The organism is Arthrobacter burdickii (genome assembly GCF_030433645.1).
Taxonomy (GTDB): Bacteria; Actinomycetota; Actinomycetes; order Actinomycetales; family Micrococcaceae; genus Arthrobacter_D; species Arthrobacter_D burdickii.
The window spans coordinates 2,887,774-2,913,195 of the sequence record NZ_JAROCG010000001.1; the positions used below are offsets into that span (position 1 = coordinate 2,887,774).

Below are 25,422 nucleotides of genomic sequence, written 5' to 3' on the forward strand. Positions count from 1 at the left end.
CCATGACCGCACTGATCATCGAGTGGGACCCCGAGCGGCCGGGATGGAGGGGGACGTTCGCTTCGGACGTCGGCACCGTCCGGAGCACCGGCGTCCTCAGGCAGCGCTGGATGGTTCCGGCCAGGACGCCACTGGACCACGGCATGGATGTCTGGCTCATCGTCGCCGGCCGGCGTCCTGCCATGCGGGGACTGATCGGGCATGGGAGCCTTGCGGGCATCGCCTCCGATGGTGCTGCTGCAGGGGGAACCGACGAGCCGGCACAGTGCATCGAGGTCGATTTCGACAACCTGCTCCCCCACGGCGACCAGGTACCGCTGGACCAGCTCATCGAGCGGCTCCCCGCCCTGGCCGGGGGCTTCGGCGTGCTCGCCGTCGACGGCGGGACCGGGGTGGCGCTGCGCTCTCTCTGGGCAGCCACCGGTTCCCCTGAGCCCGGCTCACTCGATCCGATCCCCGGAGCGTTACCGTCCACGGCGACCCAGCATGTGGTGGTCAATCGCTTCGAGCGCGACCCCGAGTTGCGCCGGGTGGCGGTGGCCCACCGCGGGTCAGCGTGCCATGCATGCGGCATGGACTTCGAGCAGGGCTACGGCGGAGCCGCGGATCTGATCCAGGTCCACCACATCACGCCGCTGGAGCTCGTGGACTCCGGGTACGAGGTCGACCCGCTCGTCGACCTGATCCCCCTCTGCGCGAACTGCCACGTCGTGGCCCACAGCCGGTGGCCCGAACCGCTCACCGTGGAGGAGATCAGGACCCGGCTGCGGACCAGCGGATTCCTGCGCGGATCCGTGCTGACCGACGAGCAGCTCGACGCAGAGGCGGCCGCCGCCCGGATCCTGGGCGCCTGATCCTGCCGATCGCGGCCGTTCCCGTGTGGAGCGATTGTCAGTACACTAGGGCGCATGACCGGGCAGGACCCGGCCCTGCCCAGGGCCGCTGCGGTTCCAGGCGACGCGGGCCTCCCCGAGGATCTGCCCGTCCCCTCCCTGCAGGACGCGGACGAGGCCGGCCGGCGCCCAGACGATGACGGCGCCATCGACACGTCCCTGCGGAGTCCGGCGGAGCGGTCCCGCGCCTTCCTGGGCATCCTGGTGAACACCGGCCTCGCGAACATCACGACCAGTTACCTCTGGTTCGCCCTGACGTTCTGGGCATACCTGCAGACGCGCAACGTGATCGCCACCGGGGTGATCGGTGGGGCCTACATGCTGCTGATCGCCCTTTCCAGCATCAGCTTCGGCACCTTCGTGGACCGCTACCGCAAGCTGGCGGTGATGCGCTTCGCTGCCGGCTTCACGCTGGCGATGTTCGCGCTGTCCGGGGTCCTGTTCCTGCTCACGCCCGCCGCCAGGCTGCTGGACCTGGGGCAGCCATGGTTCTGGGTCTTCACCCTGATCATCCTGATCGGCGCCGTCGTGGAGAACCTGCGGAACATCGCCCTCTCCACCACGGTCACCATCCTCATCGAGCCGGATCGGCGGGCCAACGCCAACGGGCTGGTGGGCATGGCGCAGGGACTGATGTTCGTCATCACCTCGGTGCTCTCCGGGCTGTCGGTCGGGCTGGTCGGCATGGGCTGGACCATCGTCGTCGCCCTCGTGCTGACGGCACTGGCCTTCGCGCACCTGCTCACGCTGCGCATGCCCGAAGAGGTGCGCGCGGCTGCGACGGACGCGCACGGAGGCTTTGACCTCCGCGGCTCCGTGGCGGCGATCCTGGTCATTCCGGGACTGTTCGCGCTGATCGTGTTCTCCACGTTCAACAACTTCGTGGGCGGCGTCTACATGGCGTTGATGGATCCCTACGGCCTGGAACTGTTCTCCGTCGAGTTGTGGGGAACCTACTTCGCGCTCGGCGCCACCGGGTTCATCGTGGGCGGTACCCTGATCGGCAAATTCGGCCTCGGGTCCAACCCGCTGCGCACCATGCTCATCGCCGTCATTTTGATGGGTGTTGTCGGTGCGCTGTTCACGGTCCGGGAATGGGCATGGCTGTACGTCGTCGGCATCTGGCTCTATCTGGTCCTGGTGCCGTTCATCGAGGCCGCCGAACAGACGGTCATCCAGCAGGTCGTGCCCCTGCACCGGCAGGGGCGCGTGTTCGGATTCGCCATGGCGTTCGAGTCCGCGGCAGCGCCGGTCACCGCGTTCCTGATCGCGCCGATCGCCCAATTCTGGATCATCCCGTACGCCCGGTCGACCGCAGGAGGCGCCCAGCTGGCCCCGGTGCTCGGCGAGGGAACCTCCCGGGGCATCGCCCTGGTCTTCCTGGCCGCAGGGGTCGTGATCATCGCTGCGGCACTGGTGGCCTTCGGAACGCCGGTCTACCGCCGGATCTCGGCGTCGTATGCGCGGACGGCCGCAGCGGTTCCCGCTCCGTGATGACTCCGCGGGAACAGGCGCTCGCGTCGCACCTCCGGTAGGTCGTCGTCGTGCTTGCGGCCCTTCACCGGCGGCCTACGCGGCTGGCCCGGCGCACTGTCCCCGCACCCTAGGATGAGCCCATGGTGATGGAGGTCCTGGCGACGAAGCTCTTCGTGCCGTCCCCGCGCCCGCAGGCGATCTCCCGGCCCCGTCTCGTCGGCCGGCTGACCGCCGCACTCCAGGCAGGACGACGACTCACCCTCGTCTCTGCGCCCGCCGGGTTCGGCAAGACGGCCCTCTTCGCCGAGTGGATCGCCCAGCTGCGTCGGCAGGAGCCGGGAATGCGCGTCGCGTGGTTGTCACTCGAGGACAGTGACAACGACCCCGTCCGTTTCCTCACCTACCTGGCGGCCGCACTCCACCACGCCGACCCCGACGTCGGCCCGGAGGAGCACGACGTGCGGTCGTCGGCCGAAGCGGCCCTCACCGCGCTCATCAACGACATGTCCCGCGGCGCCCGGCCGATGATCCTCTTCCTGGATGACTTCCAGGTCATCGAGAACCCGTCCGTCCGCGACGCCGTCGTCTTCCTGCTCGACCATCTGCCGCCCACGACGCATGTCGCTCTTGCGAGCCGTTCCGATCCGCTCCTGCCCGTGGCGCGGCTGCGGGCCGGCGGCGACCTGACCGAGTTGCGCGCCGCCGACCTGCGCTTCACGCCCGATGAGGCGGCCGCGTTCCTCAACGGGGTGACAGGACTCGCCCTCACGCGCGAGGACGTCGCAGCGCTCGAGACGCGCACAGAGGGGTGGATCGCAGGGCTTCAACTCGCGGCACTGTCCCTGCGCGACAGCCCCGACGTCCCCGCCTTCATCGACGCCTTCACAGGCAGCAATCGCTTCGTGATCGATTACCTCACCGAAGAGGTTCTCCGGCATGCACCACTCCACGTGCGCGAGTTCCTCCTCCAGACCGCCATCCTCGACCGGCTCAGCGGTCCGCTGTGCGACGCGGTGACCGGGCAGACCGACAGCACCCAGATGCTGGAGTCGCTCGAGCGCGCCAACCTGTTCATCGTTCCGTTGGACGACAGCCGGCAGTGGTACCGATACCACCACCTGTTCGCGGACGTGCTGCGCTCGAGGCTGCTCGCGCGCGGCCCGGGAGAGAGCGCGGAGCTCCACACCCTGGCCAGTGAGTGGTACGAGACCAACGGGTCGCCCGACGAGGCGGTCCGGCATGCGTTCGAAGCTGCCGACTTCCCGCGGGCCGCGCGGGTCGTCGAGACAACCATCCCCGGTGTCCGCAGGAGCCGGCAGGATGCGACCCTCCTCGGATGGCTGGCAAGGCTTCCGGAGGACGCCCAGAAGCGCAGGCCCGTGCTCCGCGTGTTCTCCGCATGGTCCTCACTCGTCGCCGGCGACCTCGCCTCCGCCGATCGCCGACTGACCGAGGCGGAACGTCTCCTCGCGGGCGACGGCGACGGCACAGCACCCCGGCACGATTCGGAGCCCGGCGAGGAACTCCTGGCCCTGCCCGTCACCATTGCGCTCTACCGCGCCTCCCTCGCCCTGGCGAAGGGAGACCAGCCCGGGATGACCCTTCACGCCCGCCGCGCACTGGACGCGGCGGGACCAGAGGACCACCTGGGACGGGGCGCCGCGGCCGGTATGGTGGGCATCGCCCTGTGGGCCGACGGCGACCTCGAGGCCGCCGTCATCGCCTTCGGGAACTCCGCAAAAAGTCTTCAGGCTGCCGGCAACCTGACCGACGCCCTGAGCACCACCATGGTCATCGCCGACATGCTGCTGCCGCTCGGCCGGCTGCGCGAGGCGCAGACGCTCTATGAGGCCGCGCTGCAGCAGTCCATCGAGCAGTGCAACGGCGGTCAGCCGACAGCAGACCTCCACGCGGGCATCAGCGAGATGTATCGCGAGCGCAATGACCTCGCGACCGCGAGGAGTCATCTGGCGGCGAGCACGGATCTGGGCGACACCGCCCTCTCGCACGAGCATCGCTACCGGTGGTTCGTGGCGATGGCGGGAGTGCAGGAGGCCGACGGTGAACCGGATCTCGCTCTCGAGTCGCTGGCGCGCGCGGAAGAGGTCTACCGCCGTGGGTTCTTCCCCGACGTCCGCCCCATCGGCGCGCTTCGGGCCCGCATCCTCATCACGCAGGGACGCCTGCCCGAGGCGCGGGCCTGGGTGGACGAGCAAGGGCTGGCGTTCACGGACACGCCGGACTATCTCCGGGAGTTCGGACACGTCACCCTCGCCCGGCTCCTGATCGCGGAGCACGCCGTCACTCCCCTCGGCCGTTCGCTCGACAATGCGCAGGAACTGCTCGGCCGATTGGCGGCTTCGGCGGAACGCGGCGGGCGTATGGGAAGCCTGAGCGAGATCCGCGTGCTGCAGGCTCTGGCATTCCACGCGCAGGGCGAAACAGCACGTGCACTCGCCCCCCTCGAACGCGCCCTCGCGCAGGCCGAACCTGAGGGCGGCTTCCGGCTCTTCATCCACGAGGGCGCGCCCATGCTGGCCCTCCTGCGCGCCGCGGCCGGCGCCGGGATCCGCCCCGAGTACGTCCGTCGGCTCAGCCAGGCACTCCGCGATACGGCTCCCGCCCTGGCCTCCGAGTACCCCGCCGAGGCGTTGAGCGAGCGCGAACTCCACGTGCTGAGGCTCCTCGCCACAGGACTGTCGGGCCCGGAGATCGCCCGGGAACTCTACGTCTCGCTCAACACGATGCGGACCCACACGAAACACATCTACGTAAAACTCGAGGTCAGCAGCCGGGCCTCTGCTGTCCGCCGCGCCGAAGCGCTGGGGTTGATCTAGCGACGTCCGCGGCGGTATCACCACACGCTCGACGGATGTGGTGATGCCGCGTCACCACGTCGCTGCGTAGCTTTCGACTGTGGCCGGATCGCCCGGCCATGGAACACGAGGAGCGCATCATGAGCATCACGCCGTCCACCCTTACCCGCGGAGGCGCAGTCGCCGCCGTCCTGGCGGGGCTCGCGTACATCGTCATCCAATTCATCCACCCCGCCGACGTGGTCGCTTCGCTGTCCACACAACGCTGGGCGGTCGTGCACATCCTGAGCTTCGCCGAGGCGGTGCTCGCCGTCGTCGGAATCACAGCCATCTATCTGCGGCAGGTACGGCACTTCGGGATCCTCGGGCTCATCGGGTACCTCATGTTCGGTTTCTTCTTCATCCTGCAGTCCTCGTTCACCTTCGTCGAAGCGTTCGTCGCGCCCCTGTTCGTCGCCGACGCGCCCCAGGTCTCCGTGGATGTCGTCGGGCTGTTCGGCCGGTACGAGGCCGTGACGGACCTGGGCCCGCTGGCCGCACTCCCCGATGTCGGAGCTTTGCTGTATGTGGGCGGCGCGCTGCTCTTCGGGATCGCCGTCACCCGCGCCCGGGTGCTGTCGCGCGGAGCGGGCATCCTGCTGATCGCCGCGGCGGCCGCGACGCCGATCGCCGGGGCGTTCCTGCCCCACACCCTTGAGCGCATGGCTGCCGTCCCCATGGGCTTCGCCCTGATCTGGCTCGGCTGTTCCCTCTGGTCCGAGCAGCGGAACGCCTCCGTGTCGCGGGCGGGAGCGGACGAAGCGGGCATCGGCCGCCTGGTGCGATGAACCGCTACGAGATCCGCCTGGCAGCGCAGATCGATGCGGGATGGGATTCCTGGTTCGAGGGCTTCACGCTCACGCAGGGTGCGGAGGGCTCCACCGTGCTCACCGGAGCCGTCGTCGATCAGGCCGCCCTCCACGGGGTGCTTCGGCGAGTCGGCGATCTGGGAGTGGTCCTGCTCTCGATCACCATCCTGCGCGACGACGTCGTCGACCGTACCCTGCGCACACAGAGCGCCGATGACGACGCACCAGAACCGCTGGCCTCAATCGGCAGGCGTGCCGGTACTACCCCTGCCCACGACGGAACGGCAGCCGGCGTCTGTCGATGATGCTGACGGTCGTGGCCAGTGCGGTGAGTGTTACCGCGAGGACGAGTGGCACCCAGGCGGCGGGGGATGTCGTTGCACCGGCGACGGCGGTTCCAGCTGATCCCGCGGCGATCTTGAGGGCACCCACCCAGATGAAGATCTGCCCGCGGGACTCGATGGGTGCATACTCGCTGCGGGCGGCCAATGTCGCCGCGAAGAACAGCGCGTTGGCCACCCCGGCGAGGCAGAATGCGACCAGGGAAGCCTCGAGGAAGGGGGCGAGAATCACCAGGATCAATGCTGCCGCCACGAGGACGGCCAGGGAGCTCATGAGCCGGTCTGCGTCGCCGCGAAGCGGCCGGACCATGAGTCCTGCTGACCCGAGGAGATTGCCTACCCCGTACGCGGCGACCAATAGTCCGGCCGTTGCAGCGCCGCCGAGGCCGGGAGCGATGGCGACCGCGTAGATCGGTAACGCGGCGACCGAAAAAGCGACCGTGACGGTGAGGCCCAGCGTGCGCCGCAGCGGTCCGTGTCGCGACATGCTCCGGAGTGTCTGGCGCGGCGACGGCACCGCTACCGCGTGATCGGGTGGTGCCTGGCGGGGAAGCACGAGGACCGCTCCGGCACCGAGGACCGCCGCTCCCGCGAGGACCAAGGATGCTGTCAGCGCGTCGGAGGTGGCCGCGATCCAGGCCACCGCCGCAGGACCGAGGGTTCCGCTGATCCCGTAACTCGCCACATCCCAGCTCTGCGCCCTGCGCTGGTCGCGCTTCCCCGGTCCGGCGATGGAGGGCAGGCGGCTACTGATCCCGCCGGTGAGCATCGGCCCGAAGACCCCGGAGACGAACAGCAGGACGGCCGGCCAGAGCGCCCATGTGACGGGGATGAGCAGTGCCGCGCCGGCAAGGAGCAGGCCATGGAGGACAGCGGAGAACGCGATGACCCGGCGTCCGTCGCGGGCGGTATCCAGCCGGCGGGCGATGAAGGGCCCCAGGAGGTGGGGGGCGGTGATGGACGCTCCCAGCAACCCCGCCAGCCAGTTGGGTAGCCCCGAGGCATGGGCGAGGAGGACGATGGCCACCACCGCACCGCCGTCGGCACTCCGGACCAGTGTCGCAGCGAAGACGTAGCGGCCCAACGCCCCGCGACGACGCTTCATCAGCGCCGGAGCCCGGGTGTCGGGGTTACCGGTCGAGGCCGAGTTCATCGATCACTTCGACGACACGATGACGTTGGGCCTCGGTCAGGCCCTGCAGGGGCAGGGGCAGGCTGGATGTGGTCGCCAGCGCCAGGTGTTCGGCGATAGCGGCCACGACGCGGATGCTCCCACCGAACTCGGAGAACAAGTTCCACAACGGGGCGAGCCGTTCCGACTCGGCGATGGCGTCGGAGAACCGCCCTTCCCTGGCCGCCCGGGTGATCCCCAGGGCGAGGACCGGCAGGGTTCCTCCGATGACCGAGTACCAGGCGTCGCAGCCGGCGGCCAGTCCGGCGGCCGCGCGGGCGTCGCCCGAGACACCGATGGTCACGTGGTCGGGGATGACAGCCCGGATCTCCCCGACCCTGGTTCGGGCCGCCTCCGGTTCGGCGGGCACGCCGGGGATCTTGATGGAGGCTATCCCGGGCAGTTCGGCGATGCGCCCATACAGCTCGGGAGAAAAGATGAAGTGGGTGGTGCCCGGGTTGTCGTACACGATGACGGGCAGTGACGAGTGCGCCGTGACGGTCCGGAACAGTGCGAAGACGTCGTCCTCCGTGAGGGGCTGATACGTCATCGGTGCCAGGAGGAGGCCCGCTGCCCCGGCCTTCTCAACGTTGGCCGCGTTGGCGAGGACCTGCGAGGTCCGCAAGGCTCCGATGCCGATGACGACAGGAGTGCCGGCAGCGTGGTCGACGGCCAGCCGGGCGACGCGGCTCCTTTCCTCAGGGGTGAGGTACGCGTAGGAGCCCGTGGATCCGAGAGCCGTGATGGAGTCGACGCCCGCTGTCGCGAGACGTTCGATCAGGCGCACGAAAGCTCTCTCGTCGACCTCGTCGTCGACGAGTGGGGTGAGGGGGAAGGCGCTGAGGCCGGTGAACATGGAGTGGCTCCGATGGTGGGTAGGGCGTTATGGGATGGGGTCCAGCGTCGACCCGCCGGGCAATTGCTCGGCGGGACTTCGCCGTCGGCCTCCACGTTGTGCTGCGGCGCCGGCCAGGACGACGAGGAGGATCCCGAGGAACTGGAGGGAAGAGGGTTGCTGGTGGAGCACGATCATCCCGAGCACCAGGCCCACGGCAGGTTCCAGGGCCATGAGGGTCCCGAAAGCGGTCGCTGTCATCCGGCGCAGCGCCAGCATCTCGAGGGCGAAGGGCAGCACGGGCAGGAGGATGGCCAGGCCGGCTGCCGCGGCGAGAATACCGGGGCTGAGGTGCCCCACCGCTTGCGGGATACCGATGGCCGCGGCGGTGACGGCCGCGACCGGGATCGTCAGGGACAGCGCGGAGATCCCGGTGAACCGGTCGCCGATGCGCTGGGTGAGCGTGATGTAGACACCCCACCCGACGGCGGCCAGTCCTGCGAACAGGATGCCGGTCAGGTTGATCGCGCCGTGCCAGGGCTCGGTGAGGAGGAGAACACCGCACAGGGCGAGACCGGGCCAGATCAACGCACGCAGGGAACGGCTCTGCAGGGCGGCGACGGTCAGCGGGCCGAGGAATTCGATGGCGACCGCCGTGCCGAGCGGGATGTGTTCGATCGCGGCGAGGAACCCGACTGTCACGAGCCCGGTGGTGATCCCCAATCCCAGCAGCACCGGAACATCGCTCCGCCGCACCCGCGACAGGGGTGGTCGGGCGATGATCAGGAAGATCACCGCGCCCATGCTCAGCCTGAGCCATGCGGTACCTCCGGCACCTACCTCCCGGATGAGGTCCACGGAGAGGGCCGACCCCAGCTGCACGGAAAGGATCGCTGCCACCGCGAGCGCCCATGGCGGCACCGCGGCACCCGCCCTAGGACTGCTCATGATGGCGCTCCCCGTCGTCGGTGATGAAGCGGCCGACGACGGTGACGTCCGGTCCACAATCCATCAGGTGGCCGGTCAGGTCGTCGGCAGCGGCAGTGAGGGCATCATCGGTCAGGGGCGCCAGGGCGTCGAGGATGAACAGAGCCGTGGTTGTACCGTCGGTGAGCTGGGTGCGGCGGCCCTGACGCCAGTTCCAGCGACGACACGTCACGCCCGCCTCATCACACCAGATGACCTCCCCGGGGTCCGGGTGTTCGATCACTTCATCGCCGCCGGCGATGGTGTCGAAGGCCTCGACGCCTGTGGCACGGATGAGTCGGGGCGGACCGGTGTAGCCGGCCAGGTCCTCGCCGCCCAGTGGCACCTGGTGCAGTACCGACACCGCGTTGTAGATGTCGGTCAGTCGGTTCACCCGGGGCAACCCGGACCCCGCGCGGCGCAGCAGCGACTCCAGGCTGTTGCGCGTCCGCTGCGGCTTCGCCCCGAACGACTTGTAGGCCTCGCGCCAGGCAGCCACCTGTGGGAGGTTTTCCACCGGCAGTTCCTCCAGCGCTTTCCGCGCCGCAGTTTCCGCTGCCTGCAGCAGCAGGTCGCCGGACTCGTCGCTGGGACCGGGCAGCAGCCCGTCCACCGCCAGCAGGACGGCGCGGTAGTCGGGCCGGAGCGAGAACACCGCATCGTCCACCCAAGCACCGTCCAGGAATTCCTGGAGCATCTCCGTCTCACGCACCGGCTACCTCCACTCCATGTCCTGACCCTGCACCGGGCTCGAAGACCGCCAGGGAGAACCATGCCGGTTCCGTGCCTCCGTTGGCGTAGGCATGGGCGACGTCGCCGGGGAAGGACACGGCGTCACCCTCCTCGAGGACGAACGACTCGTCCCCCACCTCTACTGTGACCGACCCCTGCCGGACCTGCAGCAGTTCCTTCGTGCCCTCCGAGTGGGCCTCGCTTCCGTGTCGGTCCCCTGGACCCAGCGTCCAATCCCAGAGCTCCACCACATCCGGCAGTTCCGTGCCGGCCACCAGGACACCCCGGCCATCGGATTCCGACCTCCACAGAACCGCGCCCTCGCCCTTCCGGGTGACCGCCACGGGCCTGGGGCGCGGTGACTCGACCAATGCCGGCAGCCCGACGCCCAGCGCGTCCCCGATTCTCAGCAGCGTACCCACGCTCGGGTTCACCGCTCCCTGCTCAACGTTGACGACCATCCGCCGGCTCACCCCCGCCGCTTCCGCCAACTGATCGAGGGTCCAGCGCCTCGACTGTCGCTGCTCCTTCACCCGATCGCCGATCGCCGTGGCCAGGGCCGATGTGCTTGCATCCATAAGTGCATCATACTGCACTAGAAGTGCAGTATTTAATGCTTCACGTGCCGAGTGGCGACGGCACCTCTTTCCGTGTCGGCGAGTCGACCTGACGACGAAGGCGGGCCCGGGAGTCCGGGCCCGCCACCATCATTGATGCCCTACCGGGTGACAGCCACGGTCCGCACCGAGTACGACAGGACCTTGTTGTAGCCGGCCTTGGAGCCCGTCACCCCGACGCTCATGGTCTTGCCGAGGTCCGCGGTGGTGAGCTTGTAGGTCTTCGCGGTCGCACCTGTGATCGCAACTCCGGTGCGGAACCACTGGTAGGTGAACGTCGTCCCCGTGGTCCACGTGCCGGTGTTTGCCGTCAGCGTGTAGTTCAGGCGAGTGGTACCCGACACGGTCGGCTTCGAGGCGGTCAGCGTGCCTGCGGCGACGGCAACCGTCCGCACCGAGTACACGGTCGCGTTGGAGTACCCGGCCTTGGAGCCGGTCACTCCGACGCTGATGTTCTTGCCGAGATCGGCCGCGGTGAGCGCGTACGTCTTTCCGGTCGCGCCGGTGATGGGGACGCCGGTGCGGAACCACTGGTACTTGAAGGTCGTCCCCGAGGTCCAGGTGCCGGTGTTCGCCGTGAGGGTGTAGCCGACCTTGGTCGTGCCGGTGACGGTGGGCTTTGCGGTTGCCAGGCTTCCGGCCACGACGGTCCCGGACCACGCCGAGTACTTCAGGACGGTGGTGTAGCCGGGCTTCGAGCCGGTCACTCCGACGCTGACACTCCTGCCGAGGTCGGCGGCCGTCAGGGCGAAGGTGGCGCCTGTCGCTCCGGTGATCGGGACACCGGAGCGGTACCACTGGTACTTCAGCGTCGTCCCCGTCGTCCAGGCGCCGGTGTTCGCGGTCAGGGTGTAGCCGACCTTGGTCGTACCGGAGACCGTCGGAACGGGGGCCGTCAGGGAGCCGGCGGTGACGGCAGCGGTCTGAGCGGACACCTTCGTCAGCCCGTCATAGCCGGGCTTGGTCCCGATTGCCTGGACGGAGATCCTGTGTCCGATGTCCTCGAGGGTGATCGCATAGGTCGGTCCGGTTTTGTCGGCCAGGAGGCCGTCGTCGCGGAACCACCGGTACTCGAACGCCGTGCCTGTGGTCCAGATTCCTGCATCAACCGTGAGGGTCTGGCCGTAGGATGCTGCGCCCCTGATGAGCGGGGTCGAGCCGGTGAGCTCACCCGGTGCGATCGGACCGGTCTGCGCGGAGGCCGCAGAGACGGATGCCGAACCGGTCCTGGTGCCGGTGACGACGACGCTGATGCGCTTGTCGTGGTCGGCCGACTCGAGCACGTAAACCTTGCCGGTGCCGTCGACGGTGATGGGCTCCCCGTTGCGCAGCCACTGGTAGGTGAGCGTCTCCGGTGCCGGCGACCACGTTCCCGGATGAGCGGTGAGAGCCTGGCCGACGCGCGGGTTCCCCGTGATGGCCACGGAGCCGGGGACGATGACCGTGCCAGGCCCGGGCGGAGTAGGCAACCCGCCGGCAACTGCTGCATCGACGGCTGCTCGGGCGTCGATGAGTCCGGTGCCGCAACCCCCTCCGCACGGGATCGGCAGCGGCCTGGTCGTGCCCTTGAGGATGTCCTCGACCGTCGCCGGGGTCAGGGTGCGGTTGGCGGAGAGCATGAGGGCGGCGGTCGCTGAGACGTGCGGTGCTGCCATCGAGGTGCCCTGGTAGAACGCGTAGTCCTGCCCGGTGAAGTCCTCGACCGGACCGCTGGAACCCATGTTGATCGTGGACAGGATGCCGCCGAGCGGATCGATGTCCATGTTGCCGCCGGGGGCGACGACGTCGACGATGTCGCCGTAGTTCGAGTAGGGCGCCAGTCCCCCGTCGCGGCCGGAAGCAGCGACGGCGATGACGTGCTCGCAGTTGGCCGGGCTGACGAAGGCTGCGTTCTCGTTGTCGTTGCCGGCGGCCGCGACGACGATCGATCCACGGCCGAGAGCCCCGTTGATCGCGCTCTGCCAGCTGGTGGTGCACCCGCCGCTGCCGCCGACACTGAGGTTGACGACCTGGGCGGGGTTCGGGTTCGCCGGGACGCCCGGTACGGCTCCTCCGGAGGCCCAGATCACCCCGTCCATGATGTCGGACATCCAGCCACCGCATTCGGCGAGGGCCCGTACGGGGAGGATCTTCGCCCCCGGTGCGATGCCCACGACGCCCTGGTCATTGGCGGCGGCCGCGATGGTTCCCGCGACATGGGTGCCATGCCAGGACGATGGCGCTGTACCGCACTCCCCCGATTCGCCGTAGTCGCCTTCATCGGACGCGTCCGGGTCCCGCCCGTCACCGTCGCGGCCCTCCGCGGGATCACCGATCATGTCGTAGCCCGGGAGGACGTTGGCGTCGAGGTCTGCGTGGCGGGTGATGCCGGTATCGACGACGGCGACCGTGATCCCGTCTCCGGTCGTGGTGTCCCAGGCAGCGTTGGCATCGATGCCGTTCTCGCCGAAGATCGGCCACTGGTAGTGGTAGAACTCGTCTTGCGGCGACAGCGAGGTGACCTGCAGGATCTGGTCCGGCTCGGCGTACTCGACGGCGGTGGTCGCCTCGAGCGACTCGACGAATGCCTCGGCCTCGCCTGCCTCGAGCTCACGGCTCGTCTCCACGACGGTAGCCCCGGTGCCCATGACCTTGAGCTCCTTGACCGAGATGCCGAGCTCCCTGGCCTTCACCCCATAGGCATTGCCGCGAGTTCTGGAGCTCGCCTGCCCCTGGTCCTGGAACTTGACGATGAAGCGGTCGGTCGGCTGCTGCGCCGCGGTGCCGCGGACCTCCGGGTTGGCGCCCGGCTCCGGTGGTGCTTCCGCGGCGGACGCCGGGACGGCCAACAGCGGACTGGCGAGCAGGGCTGCGATGGTGGCTGCCGCCGCTCCTCGGGTGATACGGCGGGGGCGGGTGAACATGCGCGTCCTCGGTGGTCGTCCCACCATGGTGGGCAGCGGCGGGGAAGCCCTGATGCTGTCCCCTGCCGAAGCGTATCCGAGAGACGACGTGGTTCTACCAGCAAGTAACCGCAGTGTTTCCGCAGGTCAGCGGCAAGGTAATGACACCCAATCGACCGGGCCGCTCCGCCTTCGGTGCCAGATTTGCTAGCGCGCGGTCATTCCTCGGATTCCGGCTCGTCGCCGACCTCACCGAGGTACTGGATGGTCAGGACCGGGCTGTGCATCTCATCGGTGCCGGCGACCAGGGCGACGTACGCGTGCTCGCCGTCGAAGCCCGGAGCGATGTAGTCGTAGCTCTTCCAGGTCGGGTGCTCTGCGGCACCGTGCCAGGCGATCTGCAGCAGCAGGTCCTCCCACTCGGCCTCGTCCGGCAGGTCCGTGAACCCGAGGACTTCCAGAACTTCCTTCTCGACGGCGACCGGGCACAGGAAGTACTGGCGGGAGGCGTACGGGCTGATGTCGACCAGGTCACCTGTACGAAGCGCCCGCTGGCGTGCAGGGCCGGGATACTTCTCCGGCACCTCGCTCGTGACCTGGTGCTCGAGCAGATCGACCTGTTCCGTGGTGGGCATGCCCTGCGGGTAGAGGTAGGCGTTGACGCGGGACGCCGGATCGTAGGGAACGAACCAGGCCGGCGCTTCGGGCTCCTCGCCGTCGGGTGCCCGGTGGTAGGCCTGTTCGAGGACGGTGCGGTCCTCGAGAAGGCCGACCGTCGCCCGGTCGAGGTTGACCGCTCCGAGGTTCGCGCCGTACTCGGTGTCAGCGTTCCGGACACCTTTCTTCGCGATGCAGTAGACGGCGAGCTCGTGCGCGAAGGTGCGGGCGCTGTGCCAGCCCAGTTCGAACTCGGAAGCGACCTCGGCCGCGGCGACGGCAAAGCGCTGCAGGAATGCCGCGGTGTAGTGGCGCCGGTATGCCGGCGGCAGCATGTCGACCACCTTCGCCCCGGCCGAAGAGATGTACTCCTGCAGGTTCCCGCCGGCAGCCTCGATCGTACGCAGCGCGAAGACGTCGTCGAAGAGCCCGTCGAGCACGATCGGAATCGCCTGGCGCAAGGCTCCGCGCAGGAGCTGCGCGATCACCAGGGCTTCCAGCCGATCCTCGGGTGAGTCGTAGTTGGACGCCGGGAGCTGGCCGTCCTCGTCGAGCTGCATCCGGCCGATGCACGCACCCTGCAATTCGGGGCCCCCGAAGTAGCCGAACATGGTGAGATCGATGCCCTCGAGCTTCCGGCCTTCGTTGATCAGCTCGATTTGCTTCGGTGTCAGGTCCTGCGGGTCGATGGTCGGTGCCACTGTGCTCCTTGGTCCGGTGGCGCCAGAGTAACAGCAGTCCGGCACCCTACGCGCGTGGAGGGCCCGGGCACCGCCGGTGCTCCCGGTCATGCACAATATCCTCGCCCCTGCGGCCCGGCCCACGCTCAGTGACTCGTCGCCCCCAGGTAGGTCCGCACCGAATCCGCGATGAGGTCGGCATCCTTGGGGAAGCCGATGAAGTTTCCTGACGTGCGGCGGACAAGCCACCGCAGGCCGATGAACCAGATCCCCGGAGCAGGCGAAGCCGTCCCCCGGCGCAACGGCGCTCCGTTCGCATCGGTCAGGTCATCCCCGAGCCAGCGGAAGGCGCCCGTGTATCCCATGCACCAGACAACACTGGCAATCCCCGTACTCGAGAGGCGAAGTTGTCGCGGTGGGTCGCCCTCGATCGGCTGTTCCGTTTCGTCCGATCCTGCCGCAGGGGCGCCGATGTGGTGGGTGCGGATGTGTGCGTCGATCCGGGTGCGGATGGTGGCTGCGGCACCATCTCCGTAAGCGACATTGGCTGCTGTGCTGTCGTCGAAGGTGAGCGCCTCGCCGTCGGCTGCTACGAGGCGACCGGTAAGTGTTGCTCCAGCCTGAGCGAGCAGTTGGAGGCTCATGCTGTGCCCACCCGGTGCGAGCAGGGCCGGCACGGCCAGGATTGCTCGAGGGTCCGGCAGGCTCTCGGGCCGGTCCTCGAAGAACCCTGTCTCGTCCAGCCACCTGAGGATATTTCTGCCGCGGTACTCAGCCCATACGCGGCCCACCGGACTGGTCGCCAGCCACACAGACCTGCCGGCCGCCAGCAGCTCCTGGGTGATCTGCGTCCCGGACTGGGCGCTGCCGACGACGAGTACGCCCCCGTCAGGCAGCTCGCCCGGATTCCTGTACGTGGCCGCGTGGCGCTGGACGATCCGATCCGGCAGCCGGCTCGCCAGGGCAGGCACCCTAGGCACGTTCTCACCCCCGGTTGCCACCACGATGGTGCGGGCTTCGACCGGGCCGTCACTGGTGTGCAGAAGCCACCATCCGCTGAGCCGCGACAGCCCGATCACGGCGGTCCCCGTGATCACCGGTGCCTTCGAAGCCAGCGTCTCCAGTCGCTGGACTACGTCAAGCCGGGTCAGGTACGTGTCCGGATCCTGCTCGCCCAACATCGTGTTCATGAACCCTGGGTTGTTGAGGTGCAGCGAATCCCACCGCTGGGTCCGCCATGTCTCGCCCGGTCGGGCCCGCTCCAGGACAACATGCTCGATGCCGGACCCCGACAGCGAGACACTTGCGGCAAGCCCGGCGGGACCGGCTCCGATCACTGCGCACTCGATCACCATGACACGCCTGCCTCGGCTCGACTCCTCGTGGTACCAGTGTGGACCCGGGAGCGAGTAGGGCGCTCTTAATGCAACAAAAAACCGCCGGACCAGGGCGTTTGCCCTGTCGTCCAGCGGTTCGTTGTGGAGCTAAGGGGATTCGAACCCCTTTTTGAGGTGCACGCTTGGGCGTGTCCCTCGGAATGGCGCGTCATTACGAGGCCATTCGTACCCCTTTGACTGCTCATAGATGCCCATGGTGTTCACAACGTGAACAGGCCTATTCGGCTCATCGGTCGGCTGCCGGTCAACAGACCTCCTCCTTCCGCAGGAGGTTGCTCACGAAGAGGATCTCGTTCGGCGTGAGCGTCGAGATGTAGGTGTCGACGTCCGATGGCATGACGCCGAGGATCTGAGCGATACCAGTACGGTGCTCACTGACGCGCAGTGCATCGATGAAATCGGATGCCCGGATGAGGCGGCGGGCCGCCCACACAGAGGCTTCACGCTCCTGCCGCGGTGTCGTGCCCCTGTGCATGTGCCAAGCGTGGCCTAGCTCGTGGGCCAGCGTCGAGTCGTACTGGACCACACCAAGTCTCGGCCGCAAGACGATCCGGTGGTCGCGCCAGTCGTACGCGCCCCACCAGCCTCGCGGCAAGTCCCCCGTGACCACCTTGACCCCAGTCTCAGCGATGATCTTCTCGAAATCCATAAGGCCTCCGACCCTACGGAGGCCACCTGACATTATCGGGTCAGGGTTGGTTTTCCTCGGGGTCGATGCCGTGGTCGCCAACACGTGCTGCAAGTTCGACGTCGTCCTTCGTGAGCTCCGCGGCGGCCAGCTCGGGCTTCGCTGGCGCGGGCACTTCGGGCTGCTCGCCCCAGGGGGTTTCGTACGCAGTGCGGAGCTCGCGGGCAAGGCTGATGAGGAGGTCCTGCGACTGCTTCGGGAGAGTGCCGGCGCCGACGATGCGCAGCACGCCCTTGTCCTCCCCCTCCATGGGCAGACCCAGGCTGACCGCGTAAGCCCGGATGACGTCAGCGATCGGAACGTTGAGCGCCCTGGACAGACCGCTGATGGTACGTGGGTCCGGGAACCCGGAGGCGGGGCTGGTAGCAGCCTTCTGGAGTGCGCGAGAGCTGGGGTAGCCGCCGGCGTCCCGCTCGAGGCGGCCGTAGGAGCGGTCGCCTTTGTGGTTCAGGATCAGGTTCTGAATACCGTCGGCGGGGAATGTTTTAGTCATGGGGCAGATGCTTTCGTTCCATGTGGCGTGGGCGCAATCCACTACTTTCCGTGCCGCCTACTGGTAGGCGTAGCCCCATCGTACGGTTTGTGCCTACCGATTTTGGGAAGCTCCAGCGCACTTCCGCACCGTTATTAGGAAGAAGAGGTGCACAGGCAGTTGACGCCCGCCTACTGGTAGGCGTAGCTTCTACAACTAGCGGTTGCCAATAGGCGACTACCAAGGGAGAATAGGAGAGTGCGTTGTTCTATCGCAGACCGAAGCGTTGGAGGAAAGGAACCTACATGAAGCTGACCAGCCCCGAGCGCCTCAAGACGTTCGTCATCACCCAGGAGGACGTCGAAGCATCCCGCAAGGGACGCCCGATCGACCCCCGTAAAATCCCACAGCGCGAACTGTCCAGGCGCATCGGAGCCAGCCACTCCCTGATCTATCAGCTGACCAGCGGCCGCAACCGCACCTGCACCCCGGAGACCGCCGAGCGCATCGCGGAGGTACTCGGCGTCGACGTGACTGTCCTTTTCGACCCCATCGAACCCACTGCTACGCGGCAGAACGGCCCCCGGCAGGCGTCAAACCGTCAGGTGGTGGCGGCATGAGCCAGGCAGCAGTGCTCGAGGAAAAGACTTGGCGTCAGCAGGGCCTCGAACTCATTGAGCGTGTCGCCTCCGAGGGCCGCCCGTTCGACGCATACACGCTGTCGCAGCGCGGACTCCCCGCTCCCCCACACCACAACCAGTGGGGCGCCCTGTTCACCTCCGCGAAAGCCAAAGGCCTGATCGAGCTTCACGACTACCACCGGTCCGAGCGACCCAACAGGGCACGCGGCCTCTGCGCCCTGTGGAAAAAGAAGCCGTGATTCAGGACCACTACACGCCGGCGGTCCTCGCGGAGAAGCTCCATGTCTCCGCCTCGATGGTGAAGGCAAAGGGTCACTCCGGTGAGTGGCCGTGCTTGAAGCTCGGGCCCCGCACCATCCGCTTCACCGAAAGCCACTACCAGCAGATCGTCGAGCTGACCGAGCACAAAGCCCCACAGCAGACGGAAACCCCTCGCGAGCGCAACAAGCGCCTCCGCGCACTACTCGCCAACGCCAGCTAGGAGAACCACATGGACCACGTATGGAAAGCCCTCGAAGGTTGGGCGGAGAAGCTCGGGCTCGTCGCCGACGACGCGACCAGCAAGCGCCTCGACGTCGCAGACCTGAACATCAAGGCCTCGGACACGAACGTCTCCGAGTTCACCCGCCGGCGGAACCACCAGGACGTCCTCGGCGCCGCGAAGGTGGCAGCAGCATGACCGCCCCAACAACAGAGAGCCGCAGCGGCCAGGCTGCGACTCTCCACGGATCCAGCACTTCTCAGGGCACAGCATCCACCACCGATCCTACCCGCGCCGAAGCAGTCGCGATCCTCACGGGCCTCCTCCCGAAGCTGTGGGACGAAGCGACCGAGCGGGACGGCGACGAGAACTACCGGCCGCAGGTGCACGCCGTCAGCCAGGCACTGCATCGGGACGTGAACCGGTACGAAGTCATCCACGCCATGGAGGCCTGCGCCGCGATCAGCCGACTGCAGGCCGGGAACTGCCTGGTCGACATGTATGGGCGCCCGAACACGGAGGAGGGCCGGGATGGATGGCTCGACTGCGAGCGGCAGAACCTCACTGTGGCGATCCAGAACCTCACGTTTGGGATCCCGGCATGAGCCGCCGTATGTCCGTCACTGCCCGCCAGTACATGGACTCGTTCGCCTGCCTCATGTCGGGCCTCGCGTTCCTCGTGTGCGTCTTCGTCATCTTGGACTCGATGTGAACGTCTGCCGGCACTGCGGCAACGACGCCGAATCGTACGAGTGCGGCCGCGACGACCGCCGCCCCTGCTTTCAAGACCCGACCCCAGCCGAACGCTGGGAAGTCACCACCCCGAAGGACCTCCCGTGAACAAGACCCCCACCGCCCTCTACACGACCGACCAAACCGACCGCCTCGACGCATGGGAAGCCGAAGCCGAGAGGCTGATCGCCGAGTACAACGCCAAGATCAAGGCGTGGTTCGCGGAGATCGGCAAGGAGGAGGCAGTCGGCATCCAGCGCGTGGGCCACCGCTTCATCACGGGCTATGAGGACAAGAACCTCGCCATCCCGCCCCTAAAGGGCTGGCGCCGCACCCGCGAGAACGAGGACTTCTGCGTCCCGGCGCTCCGCACCAAGGAGGGCAAGGCAGCTGAGAAGCGCCTGGCCGAGCTTCAGGTCAGGTACGCCGCCGCACCCGGGCTGCCGGATCGCGTCTGGGGCCTCGGCTATGTCGGCCCGATGATCGCCCGCAAGCTCGGCGGTCGCTGGTACGCCTACACGACGGTGCCCCTCAAGCACGATGTAACAGCGTTCGGCAGCACCAACTTCACCGAGGACGGCGAGCTGAAGGAAGTGGACACGACCATCTGGACCAAGGCCAAGCTGTCCGATTACTTTCTCGCGCTCGAGGCAGAAGAGACGGTGGCGGCATGACCGCGACGATCGCCGAGACAGGCCTGATCGATGGTCTGTCGAACGAGGCGTACCACTCGCACGACAGCCTGTCCGCGACGGGGCTGAAGATCCTCGCCATGCAGACACCGGCGCACTACCGGCACCGCATGGACAACCCGGAGCACAAGGCCATCTTCGACGTCGGCACTGCCACCCACTCCCTCGTCCTCGAGGATGACCACTCGAAGATCCAGCGCCTCGACTTCCCCGACTGGAAGACGAAGGCCGCCCGCGAGGAGAGGGACGCCGCATACGCGAAGGGCATGGTCCCACTGCTCGAGAAGGACTACCAGGTGGTCCTCGCGATGCGGGACAGTGTCGCAGGTCACCCCGTCGCCCGCCTCGCCCTCACCGGAGGGAAAGCCGAGCAGTCCCTCTTCTGGCAGCACGAGTCCGGGGCTGCGCTGCGGTGCCGGCCGGACAAGCTCGACCTCGAATCCCCGATCGGCCCCATCGTCAGCGACCTGAAGTCCACCGTGAACGCGGATCCAAGGAAGTTCGGGAAGACCGCCTTCGACCTCGGGTATTTCCAGCAGGACCCCCACTACCGGGACGGCGTCCACCAGGTCACCGGAGTCCGCCCAGACTTCCTGTTCATCCTCGTCGAGAAGGCGCCCCCCTACCTCGTTTCCGTCGTCGAACTCGACGCCGAAGCGATCGACCTCGGCCGGGCAGCCAACGCCCGCGCCATCAACACCTACAACCACTGCCGCGCCACCAACACGTGGCCCGGTTATCCACAAGCCGACCCCATCAGCCTGCCCACCTGGGCAACCCGAGAAGCATAGGAAACCGACCATGACCGAAGTAGCGAACCGCAATACCGCGGCGCTCGACCTCTCCCCCGCCAACGTCCTCGGTACACCCGGCGCCGGCACCATCCAGCTCGCCGAGTGGGCCATGGAACTCACCGCAGCCCACCAGCTCGGCACCGCGCTCTGCCAGACCGACTTCGTGCCCGCCGCATTCAAGGGCAAGCCCGAAGCCGCGGCCGCCGCGATCCTCGCAGGCAAGTCCCTCGGCCTCGACCCGATGAACGCCCTCGCGAACATCTTCGTCGTCCACGGCAAGCCCGCCCTCTACGCCCGCACCATGGCCGCCCTCATACTCCGCGAAGGCCACGAAGTAATCCGGACCGCGGCCACCAACGATTCGGTCACCGTCAAGGCCCGCCGCAAGGGGACCAGGGACTGGCAGGAGTTCACCTGGGACATCGCCCGGGCCACGCAGGCAAAGTACATGACCAACGAGAAGTACCGGACCAACCCGATCGAGATGCTCACGGCGAAGGCCCTCGCCGAAGCATGCAGGGTCATCGCGCCCGACGTCCTCACCGGCGTCGCTGCTTACTCCGTCGAGGAGGTCGAGCTCGAGGACATGGGCGAGCGGCAGCAGGCGCCAGCGAAGGAGCAGCCGCTCTCCGCCTCTGCACGCCTCGCGGCAGCGGCAGCCGAAGCGGCGCCGCCCGAGCCTGCCGAACCGACGGCCGAGCCGCTCTGCTCCCGCAAGCAGCAGACAGACCTCGGCAACGCCCTCAAGGCCCTCGGCCACACGACGAAGGACGAGATGCTCGGAGTCGTGTCGGCGTGGGTCGGCCGCGAGATCAGCGGGTCGAGGGACCTCACCGTCGGCGAAGCAAAGCAGCTCACCGAGGAACTCCTCGCCGAAGCGGCCGAGAAGAACCAGGCAGCAGAGGATGTTGTCGATGCGGACGGCGTGGTCACCGAACCCGCGGCCGTCGACGCCGAGGCTGACGCCGCATGGCTGGCAGGTACCAACTGATGGCAGGCGAGACGGTCATCACGATCATCGGGAACCTGACCAACGATCCCGAGCTGTGCTTCACCCCGTCCGGCTCCGCAGTAGCGAACTTCACGATCGCGTCCACGCCGCGGACCTTCGACCGGCAAACCAACGACTGGAAGGACGGCGACACATTGTTCCTCCGGACGTCCGTTTGGCGTGAGGCTGCGGAGAACGTCGCCGAGTCCCTCACCAAGGGCACACGGGTCATCGCCCAGGGGCGCCTCAAGTCCCGGTCCTATGACACCAAGGAAGGCGAGAAGCGCACCGTGATGGAACTTGAGGTAGACGAGATCGGTCCCAGCCTGAAGTCCGCGAGCGCGAAGATCACCCGCACCCAGCGAGCCGCCGGCGGGAACGGCGGAGGCACCTCAGGCAGCTGGGGGCAGCAGCCTGCAGCCGACGCTTGGGGCGCACCAGCAAGCAACGAACCCGCATTCTGACCCACCTCCCTTCGTGCTGCCGTCAGATACCCCCATCGGGCGGCAGCACTACCACCAGCAGAGGAAGCACCATGAACACCACCACCCCCGCACCCGAGATCTGCACCTCCTGCGGATCCCCCATCCGATCTACCGGCGAATGCAGGTGCTCAGATTGAGCCCTCAGATCCTCTCGCTGGGCGCCGGCGTTCAGTCGACCGCCCTACTTCTCCTGTCCGCGATGGGGCGCCTGCCTAAGCTCGATGGCGCCATCTTTTCGGACACCGGGTGGGAACCAGCCTCCGTGTACGCGCATCTCAACCGGATTGAGGAGGAGATTGCGCGGCCCGCCGGCATCCCGATCTATCGGGTCTCCTCCGGGAACATCCGGAACGATGCTCTCGACCCAGCCCACCGATTCGCGTCCATGCCGCTCTACATCAAGAACAGGGATGGTGGGGACGGCATGACCAGGCGCCAGTGCACCAGCGAGTACAAGCTCAAGCCGATCAAGGAGCAGGTACGGCGGATCCTTGGTGCCGAACCACGCGAGGACGGCAAGCCAGGGCGCGTATCCAGAGGACGCTCTGTCGACCAGTGGATCGGCATAAGCACCGATGAGCGGGACCGGGCGCTCGATCAGGACGGAAACCTCAAGACAGGGGACGTCTCCTACTCGAGGAACCGGTATCCACTGCTCGAGCTGGGCATGAGCCGGGAGCAGTGCATCATCCTCCTGACCTCGCAGGGCTTCGGCTCGACACCAAAGTCGGCGTGCATCGGGTGCCCATTCCACACGAACCGCCAATGGCGGGACCTCCGGGACAACAACCCAGTGGAATGGCAGGACGCTGTTGACTTCGACGCCTCGATCAGAGCCGGCTCAGCGAAAGCAAACGCTCAGGGCCAGCCACTGCTCGGGCAGGCATTTCTCCACCGGTCTCGCATGGCGCTCTCTGATGCCCCCATTGACCGTGTCAGCTACCACGAGTGGGCCAGCAGGCAGGGAAACCTCCTGCACGCCATTGCGGCCGCCGAGTTCGAGGAGTCCCTCGAGGATGACAGCTCTCTGGCTGGCTGCAGCCCATTCTCTTGCCGGTCGGGGGCTGATGACTGATGCCTACTTCGAATCAGGAACGGCGACGATCAGAAAGCCCGCGTCGACCCGGACTCGTGCAACTGGAAGGAGCTAGTATCCCCTACGCGCCACACGGCTGCGATGTCGTGCTCGGCGAGAAGCTCGAGCAGGTCGCCGTTGGGTGCGGCGGGGAGCAGCAGCCGGCAGGGTCGACCGTCTACGTATCGCCGGTAGTCGAGCAGTTGGCCAAGCCCGGCGCGCACACTGTTCCGGGTCGCGTCGGCCTTGGCTTCGTAGAGGATTCCTTCGGTTGCGTCATGGATGTCGGTGAAGAGCGGCATGGTGCTGCCCTTTGGGTAGACCTTGAATCGGTCGAGCTTGTGGCCCCTGCTCTCCAGGATCGTCTGGAAGACGTTGACAAGGTCCTGTTCGCGTTTCTTGCCGGTACCCGCTTCAGTGCCGGCGCGCTCAAACTCTTCAACGGCGTGGTTTTCGAGCGGTACCTGGCTTGCGCTGCCGGAGTCCGTCGGGGCTGCAGCCTTCGAGCTCAGATCCTCTTCGCGTCGGAGGATCTCCCCGACTGGGCGCAGGTGGAACACGAAGACCGTTCGCAAGACCCCGTCTACGCCGGGGGCATCCTCTGTGGAGTAAGGGTAGTCGTCGTCGATCGCAAACTCGCCCAAGTAGATGCGGTCCTGCCCGTTTCCGACGGCGGCCTTTCCGCTCACTCCAAAGAGGCGGACGGCTTTGCCGTTCAGCTTATGGTCACGCAGCGCGAGGTTGCCCTTGTGCATCTTCTGCGGCCCGACACGATCCATGCCGGTGTACGAAAACACCTCGCCGTCGGCGGACCAGCCGTCAAACTCGTAACCGTTCTCGCGGCCCACCTTCGGATCCGAGAACAGCAATACATTCGGCGAGGTGCTTGGCGTCTCCATCCCACCGAACCTCGTGCCGCCGTACATGGCAGCAATCTCTTTACGCGTGCCCGTCCAGCCGACAGGTATTCCCCACTCATTGGCCATGTCGTGAAGCCTATCGGCACTGCCGCTCCAACACATCGAGCGGTCGAACTGCTACTCAGCCGCCGTCGCGCTCTTCCCTATCGGTGGTTGAGGCAAGTCGTTCTTCTAATAGTTCCGCGACTAGTCGATCGCGATGCTTTCCTCGAGCTCCCGACCACTCGATCGCCATGCTCCTCAATACGACCACATTCAAGCTCAGCCGATCGAAAGCATCTTCAATCTCGTGCTCATCCTGGCGTGCATGCGCTTTCACGAGATCTAGGCCGAGGAAGCCGACGTGGTGAGGCCACCTCCTTATTTCTTCTGCAAGGCCTTTGTGAGTGGTGTCCATAGCCCATCGGAAAGCGGCCGCCTGTGCCTCCACCACAAGTTCGCGGACCTTGTGCTTGCCCTCGTCATACATCTTGAGGATGCCGTTGGTTGCCGCAAGTAGGTCAGCGGCGGCAGCACGCTCCCGGCCGACCGCAGCGATCTTGCTCTGGTGGCTATTCGTGAGTCGAACAACCAGGAGCGCGACGAGTCCGCCGACTATAGCCGCGATGAATGAACCGATGACTCCGCTCCACAGCTGTGCCCACGAATTTGTATCAATACCCCAAAGCATCCCCTCACTCTAAACGGAGGTAGCACCCATGGCATGGTTCAACGCGGACGACAAGATGCACTCCCACCCGAAGCCAAGGCAGGCAGGCCTCGAGGCGATGGGGCTGTGGTTGATGGCAGGAACCTACTGCTCTGACTACCTGACCGAGGGGTTGGTGCCTGGCTGGTATGTGGACTCGTGGCCCCGCGGCCACCGCCTCGCGCAGCAACTGGTCACCGCGAGGTTCTGGGAGCCCGCCGGTACGGACTGGCAGTTCCTGTCCTGGACGGAGTACCAGCGCACGAAGGAACAGGTCGAGGAGGACCGGGCGAAGGCCCGCGCACGACAGAAGGCGTGGCGCGACAAGAGACGTGACAAGCCCGACGGGTAACGCGTGACGTAACGCGTGACAGACGCCGTTACTAACGCTTCCCCAATACCAAGACCAATACCAAGTACTTAACTCACCTCCCAGCATGGATGGGTTTTCA

28 protein-coding genes are annotated in these 25,422 nt (G+C 67.0%); 16 read left to right on the forward strand and 12 right to left on the reverse strand.

Annotated elements, in window-relative coordinates:
* Window positions 1–2 precede the first annotated feature (2 nt).
* The 5 genes from P5G52_RS13615 (at window position 3) to P5G52_RS13635 (ending at window position 6,338) form a co-directional block, all read left to right on the forward strand.
* Window positions 3–854, forward strand: coding sequence for an HNH endonuclease (locus tag P5G52_RS13615; RefSeq protein ID WP_301228209.1), 852 nt, complete (start codon window positions 3–5; stop codon window positions 852–854).
* Window positions 855–908: 54 nt separating this feature from the next.
* Window positions 909–2,387, forward strand: coding sequence for an MFS transporter (locus P5G52_RS13620; protein WP_301228210.1), 1,479 nt, complete (start codon window positions 909–911; stop codon window positions 2,385–2,387).
* A 122-nt stretch (window positions 2,388–2,509) separates the two neighbouring features.
* Window positions 2,510–5,206 carry a winged helix-turn-helix domain-containing protein gene (locus tag P5G52_RS13625; protein ID WP_301228211.1) on the forward strand — a complete coding sequence of 899 codons (2,697 nt, stop codon included), beginning with the start codon at window positions 2,510–2,512 and terminating at the stop codon, window positions 5,204–5,206.
* A 119-nt stretch (window positions 5,207–5,325) separates the two neighbouring features.
* Window positions 5,326–6,012 carry a hypothetical protein gene (locus P5G52_RS13630; RefSeq protein ID WP_301228213.1) on the forward strand — a complete coding sequence of 229 codons (687 nt, stop codon included), beginning with the start codon at window positions 5,326–5,328 and terminating at the stop codon, window positions 6,010–6,012.
* Window positions 6,009–6,338, forward strand: a complete 330-nt coding sequence (locus tag P5G52_RS13635; RefSeq protein WP_301228215.1) for a hypothetical protein — start codon at window positions 6,009–6,011, stop codon at window positions 6,336–6,338. The genes P5G52_RS13630 and P5G52_RS13635 overlap by 4 nt, the downstream gene beginning before the upstream one ends.
* On the opposite strand, the gene P5G52_RS13640 is transcribed toward P5G52_RS13635, so the two are convergent.
* From P5G52_RS13640 to P5G52_RS13685, 10 genes are all read right to left on the reverse strand, one after another.
* Window positions 6,295–7,527, reverse strand: a complete 1,233-nt coding sequence (locus tag P5G52_RS13640) for an MFS transporter (RefSeq protein ID WP_301228217.1) — start codon at window positions 7,525–7,527, stop codon at window positions 6,295–6,297. The two genes, P5G52_RS13635 and P5G52_RS13640, sit on opposite strands and share 44 nt — an antisense overlap.
* Window positions 7,505–8,401 (reverse strand): dihydrodipicolinate synthase family protein, encoded by an 897-nt coding sequence (locus tag P5G52_RS13645; protein WP_301228218.1) that lies wholly within the window; start codon window positions 8,399–8,401, stop codon window positions 7,505–7,507. Before P5G52_RS13645 ends, P5G52_RS13640 begins: the two co-directional genes overlap by 23 nt.
* A 27-nt stretch (window positions 8,402–8,428) precedes the next feature.
* The gene (locus P5G52_RS13650) at window positions 8,429–9,328 is read right to left on the reverse strand and encodes an EamA family transporter (protein ID WP_301228220.1); all 900 of its coding nucleotides are present in this window, start codon (window positions 9,326–9,328) and stop codon (window positions 8,429–8,431) included.
* Window positions 9,315–10,058: a B3/B4 domain-containing protein gene (locus tag P5G52_RS13655; RefSeq protein WP_435868679.1), complete on the reverse strand. Its 744-nt coding sequence runs from the start codon at window positions 10,056–10,058 to the stop codon at window positions 9,315–9,317. Before P5G52_RS13655 ends, P5G52_RS13650 begins: the two co-directional genes overlap by 14 nt.
* Window positions 10,051–10,656: a helix-turn-helix domain-containing protein gene (locus tag P5G52_RS13660; RefSeq protein WP_301228222.1), complete on the reverse strand. Its 606-nt coding sequence runs from the start codon at window positions 10,654–10,656 to the stop codon at window positions 10,051–10,053. The genes P5G52_RS13655 and P5G52_RS13660 overlap by 8 nt, the downstream gene beginning before the upstream one ends.
* A gap of 140 nt (window positions 10,657–10,796) precedes the next feature.
* Window positions 10,797–13,598, reverse strand: coding sequence for a S8 family serine peptidase (locus P5G52_RS13665; RefSeq protein WP_301228224.1), 2,802 nt, complete (start codon window positions 13,596–13,598; stop codon window positions 10,797–10,799).
* 197 nt (window positions 13,599–13,795) lie between these two features.
* The gene (locus P5G52_RS13670; RefSeq protein ID WP_301228225.1) at window positions 13,796–14,935 is read right to left on the reverse strand and encodes a hypothetical protein; all 1,140 of its coding nucleotides are present in this window, start codon (window positions 14,933–14,935) and stop codon (window positions 13,796–13,798) included.
* 125 nt (window positions 14,936–15,060) lie between these two features.
* The gene (locus P5G52_RS13675; protein ID WP_301228227.1) at window positions 15,061–16,269 is read right to left on the reverse strand and encodes an NAD(P)-binding domain-containing protein; all 1,209 of its coding nucleotides are present in this window, start codon (window positions 16,267–16,269) and stop codon (window positions 15,061–15,063) included.
* 286 nt (window positions 16,270–16,555) lie between these two features.
* Complete coding sequence (locus P5G52_RS13680; RefSeq protein WP_301228229.1) at window positions 16,556–16,960, reverse strand: ImmA/IrrE family metallo-endopeptidase; 405 nt, start codon at window positions 16,958–16,960, stop codon at window positions 16,556–16,558.
* Window positions 16,961–17,000: 40 nt separating this feature from the next.
* The gene (locus P5G52_RS13685) at window positions 17,001–17,492 is read right to left on the reverse strand and encodes a hypothetical protein (RefSeq protein ID WP_301228231.1); all 492 of its coding nucleotides are present in this window, start codon (window positions 17,490–17,492) and stop codon (window positions 17,001–17,003) included.
* Between the two features lie 284 nt (window positions 17,493–17,776).
* On the opposite strand from P5G52_RS13685, the gene P5G52_RS13690 reads away from it, so the two are divergent.
* The 10 genes from P5G52_RS13690 to P5G52_RS13735 all read left to right on the forward strand — a co-directional run bounded on the left by P5G52_RS13690 (window position 17,777) and on the right by P5G52_RS13735 (window position 23,362).
* Window positions 17,777–18,091 (forward strand): helix-turn-helix domain-containing protein, encoded by a 315-nt coding sequence (locus P5G52_RS13690; RefSeq protein ID WP_301228233.1) that lies wholly within the window; start codon window positions 17,777–17,779, stop codon window positions 18,089–18,091.
* A complete protein-coding gene (locus P5G52_RS13695; protein WP_301228235.1) occupies window positions 18,088–18,351 on the forward strand; it encodes a hypothetical protein in 264 nt (87 codons plus the stop codon). The genes P5G52_RS13690 and P5G52_RS13695 overlap by 4 nt, the downstream gene beginning before the upstream one ends.
* Entirely contained in the window at window positions 18,348–18,593 is a 246-nt protein-coding gene (locus P5G52_RS13700) for a hypothetical protein (protein WP_301228237.1), read from the forward strand. The genes P5G52_RS13695 and P5G52_RS13700 overlap by 4 nt, the downstream gene beginning before the upstream one ends.
* A gap of 9 nt (window positions 18,594–18,602) precedes the next feature.
* Window positions 18,603–18,791 carry a hypothetical protein gene (locus P5G52_RS13705; RefSeq protein ID WP_301228239.1) on the forward strand — a complete coding sequence of 63 codons (189 nt, stop codon included), beginning with the start codon at window positions 18,603–18,605 and terminating at the stop codon, window positions 18,789–18,791.
* Window positions 18,788–19,198 carry a hypothetical protein gene (locus tag P5G52_RS13710; protein ID WP_301228241.1) on the forward strand — a complete coding sequence of 137 codons (411 nt, stop codon included), beginning with the start codon at window positions 18,788–18,790 and terminating at the stop codon, window positions 19,196–19,198. Before P5G52_RS13705 ends, P5G52_RS13710 begins: the two co-directional genes overlap by 4 nt.
* 231 nt (window positions 19,199–19,429) lie before the next feature.
* Window positions 19,430–19,999 carry a hypothetical protein gene (locus P5G52_RS13715; protein WP_301228243.1) on the forward strand — a complete coding sequence of 190 codons (570 nt, stop codon included), beginning with the start codon at window positions 19,430–19,432 and terminating at the stop codon, window positions 19,997–19,999.
* A complete protein-coding gene (locus P5G52_RS13720) occupies window positions 19,996–20,808 on the forward strand; it encodes a PD-(D/E)XK nuclease-like domain-containing protein (protein ID WP_301228245.1) in 813 nt (270 codons plus the stop codon). Before P5G52_RS13715 ends, P5G52_RS13720 begins: the two co-directional genes overlap by 4 nt.
* A 10-nt stretch (window positions 20,809–20,818) precedes the next feature.
* Window positions 20,819–21,802, forward strand: a complete 984-nt coding sequence (locus P5G52_RS13725) for a hypothetical protein (RefSeq protein ID WP_301228247.1) — start codon at window positions 20,819–20,821, stop codon at window positions 21,800–21,802.
* The gene (locus P5G52_RS13730; protein WP_301228249.1) at window positions 21,802–22,266 is read left to right on the forward strand and encodes a single-stranded DNA-binding protein; all 465 of its coding nucleotides are present in this window, start codon (window positions 21,802–21,804) and stop codon (window positions 22,264–22,266) included. The genes P5G52_RS13725 and P5G52_RS13730 overlap by 1 nt, the downstream gene beginning before the upstream one ends.
* Window positions 22,267–22,420: 154 nt before the next feature.
* Entirely contained in the window at window positions 22,421–23,362 is a 942-nt protein-coding gene (locus tag P5G52_RS13735; protein WP_301228251.1) for an adenine nucleotide alpha hydrolase family protein, read from the forward strand.
* A gap of 29 nt (window positions 23,363–23,391) precedes the next feature.
* On the opposite strand, the gene P5G52_RS13740 is transcribed toward P5G52_RS13735, so the two are convergent.
* Together P5G52_RS13740 and P5G52_RS13745 are read right to left on the reverse strand one after the other, a co-directional pair.
* Window positions 23,392–24,348 (reverse strand): SRA domain-containing endonuclease, encoded by a 957-nt coding sequence (locus P5G52_RS13740; RefSeq protein WP_301228253.1) that lies wholly within the window; start codon window positions 24,346–24,348, stop codon window positions 23,392–23,394.
* A 55-nt stretch (window positions 24,349–24,403) separates the two neighbouring features.
* Window positions 24,404–24,952, reverse strand: coding sequence for a hypothetical protein (locus P5G52_RS13745; RefSeq protein ID WP_301228255.1), 549 nt, complete (start codon window positions 24,950–24,952; stop codon window positions 24,404–24,406).
* Window positions 24,953–24,980: 28 nt separating this feature from the next.
* Here P5G52_RS13745 and P5G52_RS13750 point away from each other — a divergent pair, with 28 nt between their 5' ends.
* Window positions 24,981–25,322, forward strand: a complete 342-nt coding sequence (locus P5G52_RS13750) for a hypothetical protein (protein WP_301228256.1) — start codon at window positions 24,981–24,983, stop codon at window positions 25,320–25,322.
* Window positions 25,323–25,422: the final 100 nt, after the last annotated feature.